14 protein-coding genes are annotated in these 12,891 nt (G+C 63.9%); 6 read left to right on the top strand and 8 right to left on the bottom strand.

Going from position 1 to position 12,891, the window contains the following annotated elements:
* Positions 1-26: 26 nt before the first annotated feature.
* The gene (locus NKJ93_RS22255) at positions 27-647 is read left to right on the top strand and encodes a pyridoxamine 5'-phosphate oxidase family protein (protein WP_352483511.1); all 621 of its coding nucleotides are present in this window, start codon (positions 27-29) and stop codon (positions 645-647) included.
* Between the two features lie 16 nt (positions 648-663).
* Here NKJ93_RS22255 and NKJ93_RS22250 read toward each other — a convergent pair whose 3' ends face one another.
* From NKJ93_RS22250 to ftsE, 3 genes are all read right to left on the bottom strand, one after another.
* On the bottom strand, positions 664-1,428 hold the full coding sequence (locus tag NKJ93_RS22250; protein WP_352591134.1) for a YdcF family protein: 765 nt from the start codon (positions 1,426-1,428) through the stop codon (positions 664-666).
* Between the two features lie 88 nt (positions 1,429-1,516).
* Positions 1,517-2,500 carry a cell division protein FtsX gene (locus NKJ93_RS22245; protein ID WP_352495619.1) on the bottom strand — a complete coding sequence of 328 codons (984 nt, stop codon included), beginning with the start codon at positions 2,498-2,500 and terminating at the stop codon, positions 1,517-1,519.
* On the bottom strand, positions 2,493-3,152 hold the full coding sequence (gene ftsE, locus NKJ93_RS22240; protein ID WP_023677923.1) for a cell division ATP-binding protein FtsE: 660 nt from the start codon (positions 3,150-3,152) through the stop codon (positions 2,493-2,495). The genes NKJ93_RS22245 and ftsE overlap by 8 nt, the downstream gene beginning before the upstream one ends.
* Positions 3,153-3,387: 235 nt before the next feature.
* Between ftsE and NKJ93_RS22235 the strand changes: the two genes are divergently transcribed.
* The 3 genes from NKJ93_RS22235 (at position 3,388) to NKJ93_RS22225 (ending at position 5,071) form a co-directional block, all read left to right on the top strand.
* Entirely contained in the window at positions 3,388-3,678 is a 291-nt protein-coding gene (locus NKJ93_RS22235) for a hypothetical protein (RefSeq protein WP_352591131.1), read from the top strand.
* A 179-nt stretch (positions 3,679-3,857) separates the two neighbouring features.
* Positions 3,858-4,400: a hypoxanthine phosphoribosyltransferase gene (gene hpt / locus NKJ93_RS22230; RefSeq protein WP_023721145.1), complete on the top strand. Its 543-nt coding sequence runs from the start codon at positions 3,858-3,860 to the stop codon at positions 4,398-4,400.
* Between the two features lie 299 nt (positions 4,401-4,699).
* Complete coding sequence (locus NKJ93_RS22225; RefSeq protein WP_023721093.1) at positions 4,700-5,071, top strand: response regulator; 372 nt, start codon at positions 4,700-4,702, stop codon at positions 5,069-5,071.
* Between the two features lie 18 nt (positions 5,072-5,089).
* Here NKJ93_RS22225 and NKJ93_RS22220 read toward each other — a convergent pair whose 3' ends face one another.
* Positions 5,090-6,040 (bottom strand): DMT family transporter, encoded by a 951-nt coding sequence (locus tag NKJ93_RS22220; RefSeq protein WP_352483513.1) that lies wholly within the window; start codon positions 6,038-6,040, stop codon positions 5,090-5,092.
* A gap of 222 nt (positions 6,041-6,262) precedes the next feature.
* Here NKJ93_RS22220 and NKJ93_RS22215 point away from each other — a divergent pair, with 222 nt between their 5' ends.
* On the top strand, positions 6,263-7,120 hold the full coding sequence (locus NKJ93_RS22215; protein ID WP_023721091.1) for a LysR substrate-binding domain-containing protein: 858 nt from the start codon (positions 6,263-6,265) through the stop codon (positions 7,118-7,120).
* 78 nt (positions 7,121-7,198) lie between these two features.
* On the opposite strand, the gene NKJ93_RS22210 is transcribed toward NKJ93_RS22215, so the two are convergent.
* Together NKJ93_RS22210 and NKJ93_RS22205 are read right to left on the bottom strand one after the other, a co-directional pair.
* The gene (locus NKJ93_RS22210; protein ID WP_352591128.1) at positions 7,199-9,811 is read right to left on the bottom strand and encodes a TIGR02302 family protein; all 2,613 of its coding nucleotides are present in this window, start codon (positions 9,809-9,811) and stop codon (positions 7,199-7,201) included.
* Between the two features lie 213 nt (positions 9,812-10,024).
* Positions 10,025-10,966: a threonine/serine dehydratase gene (locus tag NKJ93_RS22205; RefSeq protein WP_352483515.1), complete on the bottom strand. Its 942-nt coding sequence runs from the start codon at positions 10,964-10,966 to the stop codon at positions 10,025-10,027.
* Positions 10,967-11,028: 62 nt separating this feature from the next.
* Between NKJ93_RS22205 and NKJ93_RS22200 the strand changes: the two genes are divergently transcribed.
* On the top strand, positions 11,029-11,331 hold the full coding sequence (locus NKJ93_RS22200) for an ArsR/SmtB family transcription factor (RefSeq protein WP_352591125.1): 303 nt from the start codon (positions 11,029-11,031) through the stop codon (positions 11,329-11,331).
* A gap of 16 nt (positions 11,332-11,347) precedes the next feature.
* Here NKJ93_RS22200 and lysA read toward each other — a convergent pair whose 3' ends face one another.
* Complete coding sequence (lysA, locus tag NKJ93_RS22195) at positions 11,348-12,616, bottom strand: diaminopimelate decarboxylase (protein WP_352591122.1); 1,269 nt, start codon at positions 12,614-12,616, stop codon at positions 11,348-11,350.
* A gap of 16 nt (positions 12,617-12,632) precedes the next feature.
* Entirely contained in the window at positions 12,633-12,839 is a 207-nt protein-coding gene (locus NKJ93_RS22190; protein WP_023677931.1) for a hypothetical protein, read from the bottom strand.
* Positions 12,840-12,891: the final 52 nt, after the last annotated feature.

Below are 12,891 nucleotides of genomic sequence, written 5' to 3'. Positions count from 1 at the left end.
TAGCTCGGCAGTTGAGGAGGGTCTTCATGAACGCTCACACCAGCGATGTTGCCTTCACACCGACGGTGAAGGCGATCCAAGCCCGCAAGGGCTCGCGCCAGGCCTATGCCCGTGTTGAGGAGCGTGGTGGCTGGCAGGCGGCAATCACGCCCGATCTCGCCGCCTTCATCGAGGCGCAGACCAGCGTCTTCCTGTCGACCGCCAATGCTGACGGGCAGCCTTACATCCAGCATCGCGGCGGGCCTGCCGGTTTCCTCAAGGTGCTCGACGAACGGACGATCGGCTTTGCCGATTTTTCCGGCAACAGGCAGTTCATCACCCAAGGCAATCTCAGCGACAACCCACAGGCTTTCCTGTTCCTCATCGATTATGCCCACCGGCAGCGCATCAAGATCTGGGGCACAGCGCAGGTCGTCGAGGGCGATGCCGAACTGATGGCAAAGCTGGTGCCGCAAGACTACAAAGCGCGACCCGAACAGGTCATCCTGTTTACCGTTTCTGCCTGGGATTCCAATTGCTCACAGCACATCCCGCAGCGTTTCGAAGCGGCCGATGTGGCGGCGGCTCTGGCCGAACGCGACAGGCGTATAGAACGGCTCGAGCAGGAGATCGCGCGCTTGCGCTCGGGTGCAACAGCCAGGGAATAAAAACTGCCGGTGCCGTTCAGTTTCCGCCCGCGGCGTCGGCCAGCGTGACGCTGTTGGGCGGTTGCTTCACCGGCATGATGCCACGCGCCAGCGCCAGCAGGTATTTGCTGTATTCGGTGAACAGCACGCGCAGCGCTTCCGGCTTGGTCAGCCAGCCGCCATTCCCAAGGTTGGTGTTGACCACCGGATAGGGTTCAAGCCTGGCGCCGTGCAGCAGCCGTCCCATTTCCAGCAGGCTGCGCGGCATGTGATAATTGTTGGTGACGAGGATGACGGTGCCGTAGGCGTGGTCCTCGACCCATTTGGCGCTTTCCTCGGCATTGCCGATCGTGTCGAGCGCGGCGCGGTCGATGTCGACGCAGCAGGAAAACAGCCTCTTGTCGCCGCCGGTCGCGGCCTGAAGCTGGCGGCGGCTGGCGGAGGGATGGACGCCGCTGATCAGCAGCCGCTCGCCCTTGCCTGACGCAAGCAGCCCCATTGCGGCGTCGAGGCGCGACTGACCGCCGGTCAGCACGATGATAGCGTCGGCCCTTGCCGGATTGGCGGGCGTCGTCAGACGGCTGACGGTGTTGGCGAACCAGCCGAAGCCGGCGACAAACAGCGCCACAAGGGCGAGCAGAACGAGGGCCGAAAGTCGCAAGGAGCGGGCTGCCAGCAGCCGCCCGTGTGTGGCGAATTGATCCGGCTTGGCAAATTCATCAGGCCCGGCGAATTCATGCGGACGCGCAACCAGCACTGGCATGCACCCAGCGGTATCGGTCGAGTCCCGAACGTCCATCATGAAATGGTTAATCCCGAAATACGGCCTTTGGTAGGAAAAAAATGCAATTTTCGTGACGATGCGTTTTCATCCGTGATCGATCTTTCCTTTAGCCGGCGTCCGGCTGGCGAATGTCGATGTCGCTGAGATAGGTAACCACGGTGAAATGGGAGGTTGCCGCGGTCAGCGCGCCGATCACCAGCACCATGACAGCGACCCCGAGATAGCCTGCGGAGCCGATGGCGAAATTGCCGAACAGGGCGGTCGCCTGGTCGGCCTGCGGCGTCGCCATATTGCGTGACGACCACCAGGAGAAGACGATGAAGACGAGTATTGCCGCGGCGCCGCCTGCCGCGGCGCCCTTCATGCCGGTGACCAGAAAATGCCGGCGGAATTCGCGCGCGATGAAGCGCGCCTCGGCGCCGACGAAATGCAGCACCTCGATGATGTGGCCGTTGCCGGCCATGGCGCCGCGTGTCGCGAACACCACGGTCAGCACCGTCGCCGACAGCATCAGCGCCAGCACTGCGATACCGATCGTTACCGTGGTGCGGGCCATGGCAACCAGCCGGTCGACCCAGGTGCGATGATCGTCGAGCGAGGCGCTCGGCAGCTTCGGCGTGATCGCCGCGCGCAGTGCGGCGAAATCGGGCGGACTGTTCTCGTCGATGGTGATGATGATCAGACGCGGCACCGGCAGCTCATCGATGTTCAGGCCCGAGCCCAACCAAGGCTCGAGCAGCCGGGCCGTCGCTTCGCGGTCGACGATCCTGGCGCTTTTCACGCCGGGGAATTCGCCGGCGATCTGCGAGGCCAGCGCAAGTGCGGCCTCCATGTCGAGGCCGTCGACCGGCTTGATCTGGATGGTCGCCTCGCGCGAGATCTGGTTCTCCCAGACCGAGGCGGTGTCACGCACCAGCGTGACTGCGCCAAACGTCAGGCAGGACAGAAAGGTCATGATGGCGATGACCAGCACCAGCGCCCGGCCGGCGATGTTCTGCGCCGGCACGATCGGCGCCATCTTGCGCTGGACGCGGGGCTTGGCCGCCGCGGCGTCGTGACCCTCGAAGTGTTCGACGGAGAGCTCAGTCATAGATGTCCAGCCTTCCGCCGGCCAGGATCATGCGCCGTGCGTCGACCTGTTCCATCAGGCCGAGGTCGTGCGTGGCGATCACCACGGCAGTGCCCAGCCGGTTGAGCTCGATGAACAGCCGCAGCAAGCGTCGTGCCAGCGGTGGATCGACATTGCCGGTCGGCTCATCGGCGAGCAGGATCTCGGGCTGCTCGATCAACGCACGGGCGATCGCGGCGCGCTGCTTCTCGCCGCCAGACAGCACCGGCGGCAGCACATGCATGCGTTCGCCGAGGCCGACCCATTTCAGCAGCTCGGTGACGTCGGTGCGGTAGGTCGCCTCCTCGCGGCCGCGCACGCGCAGCGGCAAGGCCACGTTCTCGTAGGTGGTCATATGGTCGAGCAGGCGAAAATCCTGGAACACCACCCCGATGCGGCGCCTCAGATGCGGCAATTCGGTGCGCGAGATGCGCGAGCGGTCCTTGCCGAAGATGGTGATCAGGCCGCGCGTCGGCTTCAGCGACATGAACAAAAGCCGCAGCAACGTCGTCTTGCCGGCGCCTGAAGGTCCGCTCAGGAACTGAAAGGAGCGCTCCGGAATGTGCAAGGAGATGTCGCGGAGGATCTCCGGACCCATGCCATAGCGGAGGCCGACATTTTCGAAGCGGATCACTTTCGACGACCTGAAATTCTCGGCGGCAAGATGCCAGCCCTTTCTGTGGAAAGACCATCGGCCGGCATGGTTAACCGACGGTTAATTTGGGGGCTTTTCAAACGAGTCACAGGGGTTCCGGTGGGGAAGCGTTAACCATTTCCGTTTACCCAAAGAAACGAACAGCGAACAGGTGCCGTAGTGTTGGGCCACGATGGCTGAGGATCGAACCGCGCGCCCGGTTTCCGGCGAAATCATGACCGATGCGGCCGCCGAGCCGGAACGCATCATGCGCGACGTGACCGCCGACGTCATCGATGCCGATTATGAGGTGCTGCCCCGCCATTTTACGCGTCCAGACTTTGCGCCGCCGCCTGCGCGCACGATTTCCGCCCCTTCGATCGAAGGCATGGACATGTTGCGCAAGCCGGAAACCGCCGTCGAACGGCCGTTATGGGTGCACGGTGGGCCGATCTTCTGGATTGCCGGCGTCGGTGCCGCCTTGGCCGCCTTCTGGATTTCGGGCGGCCATGCGCTGGTTCGTTAGAACGGCGCCAGAAAATCAACAGGTCACCAGATAAACGATTTGCGACGCGCAGGGGACGGTTCGCGGGCGCCCTGCCAAAGATTTGGCCTTGCCAGACGGCTCGACATGCCTAGAAACGGGTTGAAGACCGTTTTCGGTCAGCTTCGCCTACAAGGCGATCATTTCTGGAAAGGCGGCCAATGCCAGTTGTGCGCGGCAAGGACATCGAAGTCCTGTTTTCGGCGTCCGCCATCGCGCGGCGGAATCTGGAACTTGCCAAGGAGATCGCCGGGCACGACTACCACGACCTTCTGGTAATCTCGGTGCTGAAGGGATCATTCATCTTCGCCGCCGATCTTATCCGTGCCATGCACGATGTCGGCCTGTCGCCGGAGGTCGAGTTCATCTTCATCTCGAGCTATGGCGCCGGGACAACCAGCGGTGAGGTGAGGGTGCTGCGCGACATCGACAACGAGGTCGCCGGCCGCGATGTGCTTCTCATCGACGACATTCTCGAATCCGGCAAGACGCTGAGCTTCACCCGCGACCTCATGCTGTCGCGCGGCGCGAGGAGCTGTGCCATCGCCGTGCTGCTCGACAAGCGCATGCGCCGCCAGACCACGCTCAACGCCGACTATGTCGGCTTCGACTGCCCCGATTATTTCGTCGTCGGTTATGGCATGGACGTCGCCCACGCGTTTCGCGAATTGCCGTTCGTCGGCATGGTCAAGGGCGACGCTTGAGGCCTTTTTGATAATTCTACTCCGGCGGACACCTGACGCAGTGTTCTGCGCTTCCTGCAGCGCAGCGCGTCCTTTGGACGCGCAAAGGACGCTGTAGCACTTTTGATTTTGCGCATGATGCTTTCCGAAATCGAAACCGAGTTCGGGATCAAGCGCGAAGCTCCCGGACTCGAACGTCCGCTCCCCTCCGGTTCTCGAAAACCACGCCATCTGACTCGCCGGAGCGAATTCTGAAAAGGCCTCATCGACACTCAGCGCCTTCAGGAAACATCAACTTTTCCTCGCCAAATATCCTGCCCATGGCAAAGCTCTTGATCGTTGAGGACGATGAATCCGTCCGCACCCTCGCCGCCCGTGCGCTCGAACGCGCCGGGCATAATGTCACTATTGCCGCCGACGGCGCGCACGGTCTTTCTCTGATCCGGGCGGCGCAAGGGGGCTACGACCTTGTGCTGTCCGACATCCGCATGCCGGAGATGGACGGCATCGAGATGGCCAAGGCGGCAGCGGCGCTGTTCCCGGCGATGAAGATCATGCTGATGACCGGCTTTGCCGATCAGCGCGAGCGCGCCGAGGAATTGGACGGCGTTATTCTCGATGTCGTGCAAAAGCCGTTCACGCTGGCTGAAATTCGCGCCCGCGTCGAACAGGCGCTCGCCTGTTTCGCCTAAAGCCCAAGGCCGACCCCTTCACGCAGGGTCGCAGGTCGCAGCGATGGCTGGCGCGCCGCTCCGGCGCCGGCTGGCATTGAGCGCAAACAGGCCGGCGCCGATGATGAGGGCTGCGCCGGCCGCCGTCGCCGGTCGCGGCACTTCGGCAAAGAACAGAAAACCCCATAGCGGCGACCAGATGATACCGGTGTATTCGAAGGTGGCGACGCTGTTGGCGGGCGCCAACCGGTAGGCCTGCGACAACAGGATCATGCCGGCCGAGGCAACGAAGCCGCATGCCCCCATCTTCAGCAGATCCGACGTCGTCGGCCAGACCCATGGCCGGACTAGGAATTCGAGGCTCGGATGCACGGCATGGTCGATGTCTGCCAGCCAAAACAGCCCCGCCACCAGGGCAGCACCGGCCAGATAGGCGCCGTTCTGGTAAAACGCCATAACGGTCGAGGATTCGGTGTCGCCGATCTTGCGTGCCATCAGTTGCGAAAAACCGTAGAGCAGAGCCGAGCCTAGCGACAGCAGCGCCGCCCAGTCGAACACGCCGGCACCCGGGCGCGCCATCACCAGCACGCCGAGCATGCCGACCAGGACGGTGGCGAGCGCCTGCCAGGACACGCGTTCGCCGAGATACGGGCCGGCCAGCGCCATGATGAACAGTGGCGCCATGAAATAGAGCGCCACCGCGTCGGCCAGCGGCAGGGCGGCGATTGCCAGATAGTAGGCCGTGTAGGAGGTGAACTGGATGAAGGCGCGCATCGTCAACATGCCGAACCGCTTCGACTGGATCGCCTGCAATCCGACGTCGGCGTGGACGAGGAAAACCAGGATCGGCAGGGCGACGATCGAGCGGATCGCCATCACCTCGGTGACGGGATAGCGGCTCGACACCGCCTTGACCAGCGGGTCCTGCAGTGAAAAGACCAACACGCCGAGACAGAGGCTGAGGATGCCGAGCACAAGCCGATTCTGCATGGGCGCTCCGGTCTCCTGCGCGCCGGCCGGAAGCAGGCCTGCATCCGGGTAAAAAGAACCCGCCACCGTTTCGGGCAGCGGGTACGAGTGAGGACTTTTGATTGGTCCGCGGCCGATTTCGCGGCCGCATATCCAATGGGTGAGGCGACTATCGTCCGCCGTTTGACATGTTGCAAACGAATTGGAATGATGCCAGCAATCAGATTTTCTTATGGCGGGCACATGCGACCCAATCTCGACAGCGACCTCTTGCGCACCTTCGTCGCGGTCGCCGACACCGGCAATTTCACCAAGGCGGCGGAGCGGGCCGGCCGCACCCAGTCGGCGGTCTCGATGCAGATGAAGAAGCTCGAAAGCATGGTCGGCGACAGCCTGTTCGAGCGCGGCTCGCGTGGTGTGGCGCTGACGCGGCGCGGCGGCGAGCTCATCGCCAACGCCAGGCGCATCGTTTCGCTGCTCGACGAGACGGCGGCATCGATGGTCGCGGCGCCGCTTGGCGGGCCGGTGCGCATCGGTATCCCGGAGGAATATGGCCACGCGATCCTGTCGCGCGCGCTCGGTGCCTTTGCCAAGCGCCATCCTCAGGTCGACATCACCGTCCGCTACGCGCATTCCGGTGCGCAGATCGCGGCGCTCGCCGCCGGCGAGCTCGATCTGGCGGTGGTGTTCGAATGGCAGGATCTCTCGGGCGGTGAGGTGCTGATGCATGATCCGACCGTATGGGTGACGTCGGAGCTGCATCACATGCATGAGGACCGGCCGGTGCCGATCGCGCTCTACAACCGCGCCGGCTGGTGCAAGGATTTCGCGATAAAGTCGCTGGAACAGCGCGGTCTCGCCTATCGTGTCGCCTACACCAGCGATACCAATGGCGGCCTGCGGCTCGCCGTCACCTCCGGGCTGGCGATTGCGCCGATCTCGCGCAGCAACATTCCGGCCGGCTGCCGCGAACTTACGGCCGCCGACGGCTTCGGCGACATCGATTCCTCGAACGTAGTGCTGCGGCGCAATCCGAACGCTTCCGGCGAGGCGATCGACGGCATGGAAGAGGCGATCCGCGAGGCGTTCACCAACCGTTAAACACGTCGCTCGGTCCGGCGATAGCTGCCACCACGGAGGACCGCGCACGGCGATCTTCCAAAAATGTAGAGTGCAGCCTTACTTCAGCTCCAGCAACCGCTCCAGATAGCTGCGCTCGATATCGGGGCTGAGCGCGTTGCCGAGCCGCTTGCGGATTGCCTCGAGGATCTGGCGGGCGCGCTGCACGTCGATCTCGTCAGGCACTCTCACCGAACTTCCGTCATCGGGACCCTCGCTGGTGCGGGGCCGCCCGAGCGGGTCACGGTCGGCATTCTGCTGGCGTCCGCCCTGCCCGTTGCCGCCCTGGTCGCCTTGCATCGCTTGCAATTGCTTCATCATATCCTTGGCGCCCCTGCGCAAGGCTTCCAATGCGCGGCCCTGGTGGCCGACGGCTTGGTCGCCCTCGCCCTCGCCGAGCGCCTGTTCGGCATTGCCCATGGATTTGCCGGCTTCGCCAAACCCCTCATTGGGGTCGAGGCCCATGCCTTCGAGGCCCTTCCTCAATTGATCGAGCTCGCTCTGCAGCTTGCCCTGGCCTTCCTGCAATTGCTTCAGCGCATCGGCAAATTCCTGCGGCGTCATCGGCTTCGGCCGGCCGAGCGGATCGCGGTCGTCGCCCGGGCTGGGCTTGCCCTCTTCGCCCATCGGGCCTTGCTCACCGTTCTCGCCGAGTTGCTCGTCGCGGTTCTGCCCGCGCTGTTGCTGGCCGCGCTGCATCTGGTCCATACGGAAGGTGTCGTTCATCATCTCCTGCTGGCGCCGCATGATCTCGCCCAGCTTGTCCATCTGCTGGCGCATCTCGCTGTCCTGCTGGCCGCCTTGCTGCTGGCGGCCTGCCTGCAGATTGTTCATCATGTCCTGCAGCTCCGACAGCAATTGCTGCGCCTGGTCGCGATTGCCGGATTTCGCCAGGTTCTCGATTTGGTCCATCATTCGGTCGATGTCGCTCTGGCGCAGTTCCTGGCCGTTTTGCTGCATCTGTGGCGCATTCGGATTCTGCTGCGCCCGCGCCGCGAATTCCTGCAGGAACTGGTTCATCGCCTCGCGCAGTTCCTTCATCGCCTTCTCTATCTCTTGGTCGCTGGCGCCGTTCTTGATCGCATCCTGCAGCGCCTGCTGCGCCTGGCGCAGCCGCTTCTCGGCCGCCGACAGATTGCCTTCCTCGATGCCGAGCGCGATCTCCCAAAGGTAAGCGACCTCGTCGCGCAACTGGTCGTCGCTGTCGGCCATCTTCAGCCGGGTGCGGGCGCTCATGATGGCGAGGTAGTGCGCCATATTGTCGAACGTGTCTTCGGGCCTGAGCGTGATCGCATCCATCAGGTCGAGGACGCGGTCCTTGGCATAGGCGTCGAGCGCCAGCATGCGGCGCTGCTCGACCACGGCCCGCGCCAAGGGGTTGGAGAATGGCCGCTCCGGCATCACCAGCGTCTTGGTTTCGCTGGTCGCCGTGTGTCCGGCGCCGTCGGTGGCGACAAGCGACAGCTTGACGTTGCCACCGGCCCAGACATGGTCGGTCAGATCCTTCGTCGTTTTGGCGGCATTGGCCTTGCCGCCGCGGCGCGGCAACGTCAGCGGCATATCCGGCGGGCCATAGAGCGGATGCGCGTTGGGCACCTGCGGATCGGCCAATGCGAAAACCGCCTTGGCGGAGGCCGCGCCATAGTCGTCGTCGATCTGGTAGTTGAGCTCGAAGGCGCCGTTGACGGCGCGTTTCGGCTCACCGACAAAGCGGATCTGCGGCGGCTTGTCGGGGATTATGGCGAAGGCCCAGCGGCCGAGCTCGCCGTCGCCGGATTGCAGCGTCAGCATGCCGTCGGCCGTCAACTTGCCGCTGAACTGGCGCACGGTGGAAGGCGTTGCAGTATTTGCCTCTGGCTTGGCTTGCGGCCCGGTCGGATCGATGGCGCGGGTGTTGCCGCCGGCGTCGGCGTAGTTCAGCGTTTCCTCGCCCGAACCGCCCGTGACGCGCAGCGACACGTCGCTGCCTTCCGGAACGGTGAAGGTCGGCGCCGCTTGATTGGCATTGTTGGCAAGGACAGGGGCGTTGAGGAATACTGGTGGCCTGCCGGTATAGGCCGGTGGCGTCACCCAGGCATCAATGCGCGGCGGCACGACGTCGCGCGCGGCACGGGCAACAAACCCGTCAGTCAGCTTGCCGCCCGACGGCCCGAAGGAGAAGGCAAAGGCGGTGACCAACAAAAGCGCCGCAACGGCGCGCAACGCCCACGGGTCATGCTCGGGGACGCGCGTGCGCGGCACGTCGCCGCCAAGCTCGCCCAGCCGGTCGGCCATGCGCCGCTGATGCTCGCGCCACAGGGCTCGCGAAAAAATGCTTTCCTTGCCGCTCGGGCGATCGGTCTGGACCTGCACCGGGCTGTGCAGCAACCGGTTGGCCGCCTCGATGCGGCGGTCGACCTCGACACTGGATGGCGTGCGGAAGAAACGCAATGGATAGAGTGCGGCAAGCGCTGCGACGCCGAATGCCGTGATGAGACCGATTCGCGCCAAATCGGGCAAAAGCGGGAACAGACCGAGCCACGAGATACTGAGAAACAGGCTGGCGACGATGATCAGCGGCAGCAGCAACGGCCAGCCGCGCTCGACGATTATCGAGACCTGCGTCGCCAGCCGGCTCAAGGCAAGGCGCCCGGCCAGGCTGCGATCGCTGGTGAAGATGGGTCGTTGCGTCATCGGCCCTTCCTGGCCGGGCGGGATAGCCCGGACCTCACGAGTCTATCGCATGGACCCGAAAAGTCGATTTTTCGGGAAGCACGATGCGAAGACCCAAAATCTTAGCGCATACTTCGTGCATTCAGGCGGCTGCACGTCGCCCTAAGGATACCAACAAACACGGCGAAGGCGAGGCGGTTCCCCAAAACGTGAACAATAATGCCCCGGATATTGTCAAAATTTCGCTGGATTGGCGTTTGCGCCGCAGACCAGAACGGCAACGCGCTCGCCCACAGCCGGCCTGTAGCGGCCGGACAGGAGCGCCGCGAAGGCGGCCGCACCGCCCGGCTCGGAGATGATTCGCACATGATCCCACAGCGCCGCCTGGGCGGCGATAATGTCGCCGTCGCCGACCAGGATCGAGCGCTCGACGAACGCCTCAGCGATAGGAAACATCATTTCGCCGACGCGCTTCGGCGCGAGCGAATCGGCGGCGATGCCCTCGGTCGGAGCATCGACAGGCCGGCCCGCCTCGAAAGCGCGGTGTAGCGTCGGCGCACCCTCCGGCTCGACGGCAATGATCCTGATGCGGCCGGAAAACCAAGCGGCGATGCCGCCGATCAAGCCGCCGCCGCCGACAGCGACCAGCAGCGTGTCGAGCTTCGGCAGGTCGGCCTCGATCTCGAGGCCCAGCGTGCCTTGCCCGACCAGCGTCTCCTCCTGGTTGAAGGCGTGGATCTGCAGCGCGCCGGATTTTTCGGCGAAGCTCTCGCTGGCGGCCAGCGCCTCGGCATAACGGGCGCCGCCGACGATCAGCTCGGCGCCATAGCCGCGGATGCGGTCCAGCTTGGCCGGCGGGCTCACTTCGGGAACAAAGATGGTCGCCTTATGGCCGAGCCGCATGGCGGCATAGGCGACCGCGGCGCCGTGGTTGCCGCCCGATGCGGCGACGACGCCAACTGCGGGAACCGGCCGTTCGAGGAGATTGGTGAACGCGCCACGCGCCTTGAACGAGCCGGAATGCTGCAGGCATTCGAGCTTCAGGTCGACAGGCAGAGGCGGGCGGTCGAAATCGGCCATGTCGACGCGCAGCACCGGCGTGTGGCGCACGAAGGGCCGGATGCGGGGTTCCATCGCCGCAATGCGCTCGCGGGTGATCGTGTGGCCATGCAGCATGCTTCACTCCCAGAGTTGCCATTCAGAGTTGACATTATTTAGTAACTTGGCAAACTGCCTAAATGCAAGAGGTCGACGTCTTCAAAGCGATTGCCAGCGAGCGCAGACTGCAGATCCTCGATTGGCTCAAGGACCCGCGCGCGCATTTTCCGCCGCAGGCGGACGGTGATCTGGTCGAGGACGGGGTCTGCGCGCTGCTGATCGCGGAAAAGCTGGGGATCACGCAGGCGACGCTCAGCGAGCATATGCGCGTGCTCACCCAGGCAAGGCTTTTGCGCAGCAAGCGTATCAAGCAGTGGATATTCTATCGCCGGAACGAGGACAGGATCGCCGAGGCCAGGGCGCTCATCCAGCACCGGCTGTAGCGCTGCAAGGTATCTCTCAGGTCAACCAATCAGGCACCGAATCCAGCCCGATCAATTCGTCATAGGTCTGGCGCGGGCGCACGATGTGGAAGCGGTCGCCGTCGACCAGCACTTCCGGCACCAGCGGCCTGGTGTTGTAGGTGCCGGCCTGGACGGCGCCATAGGCGCCGGCGGTGGCGACAGCGATCAGGTCGCCGGCTTTCAGCCTGGGCAGGTCACGGTCGAGCCCGAGATAGTCGCCGGTCTCGCAGACCGGGCCGACGACGTCGACCTTCATGCGCGGTGCCGCGACCGGCTGCTGCACCACCGGCCTGATGTCGTGGAAGGCGTCGTAAAGGGTCGGCCGGATCAGATCGTTCATCGCGGCGTCGACGACGAGGAAGTTCTTGGCGTCGCCCTCTTTCACGAAGATGACCTCCGAGACCAGGATGCCGGCATTGCCGACGATCAGCCGGCCCGGCTCGAACATCACTTTCAGCCCGAGCTTGGCGACATGCTTACTGACGATCTGGGCATAGGCTTCGGGCAAAGGCGGCGGGTTGTTGTCGACGCGGTAGGGAATGCCGAGGCCACCACCGACATCGATATGCTCAATGGCATGCCCGTCGGCACGCAACGCGCCGACCAGTTCCACCAGCAGCGCGAAGGCGTCGTCGAAGGGCTGCAATTCGGTGATCTGGCTGCCGATATGGGTATCTATGCCGGTGATCCTGATGCCCGGCAACTCAGCCGCGCGGGCATAAACCTTCCGCGCCTGCTGCCAGGGAATGCCGAACTTGTTCTCGGCCTTCCCAGTCGAAATCTTCTTGTGCGTCCTGGCGTCGACATCCGGGTTGATGCGCAGCGAGATCGGCGCGATCTTGCCCAGCGCGGTGGCGCGGGCCGACAGCAGCTCCAGCTCCGGTTCGGATTCGACGTTGAAACAGAGAATGCCGGCCGAGAGCGCAAAATCCATTTCGCGCGCGGTCTTGCCGACGCCTGAAAACAGGATCTTGCTTGCCGGAATGCCGGCAGCCAAAGCGCGGCGCAGTTCGCCTTCCGAGACCACGTCGGCGCCGGCGCCAAGCCTTGCCAGCACCTTCAGCACAGCCTGGTTGGAATTCGCCTTCATGGCATAGCAGACGAGCGCGTCGAGCCCGGCAAAAGCTTCGGCAAAGACGCGAAAATGCCTGGTCAGCGTCGCCGTCGAATAGCAATAAAACGGCGTGCCGACACTGGCGGCGATATCTGATATCGCCACGTCCTCGGCATGCAGTACGCCGTCGCGGTAGTCGAAATGGTTCACGAGATCGGTCCGAAAATCAGAGCAGCGGGTCGAGGATGAATTTCTTGTCCTCGACAGGTTTTTCCGGCTCCGGCGGCAAAGGTTGCTTGGCCTTCTCGGCGTCCTTGCGCGCCTGCACGGCTGCCGCGTAGGGCGTATCGAGCGCAGCCTTCCTGCCGCAGGCCGCAACGGTCGCCATCGCCGCTAGCAGCGTCAGCGTCACCAAAATCCTGCTTCCGGTCATCGCGTCATCCGTCCGAAACTGTTGCCCGCAGCGCTTCTATCCGAGTTTTGCG

Origin of the sequence: Mesorhizobium sp. M0028, from assembly GCF_040323855.1 — a bacterium.
GTDB lineage: Bacteria > Pseudomonadota > Alphaproteobacteria > Rhizobiales > Rhizobiaceae > Mesorhizobium.
This window is presented reverse-complemented; position numbering and strand designations above follow the sequence as displayed.

Excerpts from the sequence above, each read along its gene's own strand:
- NKJ93_RS22255 (WP_352483511.1), top strand. The coding sequence starts at position 27 with ATGAACGCTCACACCAGCGATGTTGCCTTCACACCGACGGTGAAGGCG.
- NKJ93_RS22250 (WP_352591134.1), bottom strand. The coding sequence starts at position 1,428 with ATGATGGACGTTCGGGACTCGACCGATACCGCTGGGTGCATGCCAGTG.
- NKJ93_RS22245 (WP_352495619.1), bottom strand. The coding sequence starts at position 2,500 with ATGACTGAGCTCTCCGTCGAACACTTCGAGGGTCACGACGCCGCGGCG.
- NKJ93_RS22235 (WP_352591131.1), top strand. The coding sequence starts at position 3,388 with ATGACCGATGCGGCCGCCGAGCCGGAACGCATCATGCGCGACGTGACC.
- hpt (WP_023721145.1), top strand. The coding sequence starts at position 3,858 with ATGCCAGTTGTGCGCGGCAAGGACATCGAAGTCCTGTTTTCGGCGTCC.
- NKJ93_RS22225 (WP_023721093.1), top strand. The coding sequence starts at position 4,700 with ATGGCAAAGCTCTTGATCGTTGAGGACGATGAATCCGTCCGCACCCTC.
- NKJ93_RS22220 (WP_352483513.1), bottom strand. The coding sequence starts at position 6,040 with ATGCAGAATCGGCTTGTGCTCGGCATCCTCAGCCTCTGTCTCGGCGTG.
- NKJ93_RS22215 (WP_023721091.1), top strand. The coding sequence starts at position 6,263 with ATGCGACCCAATCTCGACAGCGACCTCTTGCGCACCTTCGTCGCGGTC.
- NKJ93_RS22210 (WP_352591128.1), bottom strand. The coding sequence starts at position 9,811 with ATGACGCAACGACCCATCTTCACCAGCGATCGCAGCCTGGCCGGGCGC.
- NKJ93_RS22205 (WP_352483515.1), bottom strand. The coding sequence starts at position 10,966 with ATGCTGCATGGCCACACGATCACCCGCGAGCGCATTGCGGCGATGGAA.
- NKJ93_RS22200 (WP_352591125.1), top strand. The coding sequence starts at position 11,029 with ATGCAAGAGGTCGACGTCTTCAAAGCGATTGCCAGCGAGCGCAGACTG.
- NKJ93_RS22190 (WP_023677931.1), bottom strand. The coding sequence starts at position 12,839 with ATGACCGGAAGCAGGATTTTGGTGACGCTGACGCTGCTAGCGGCGATG.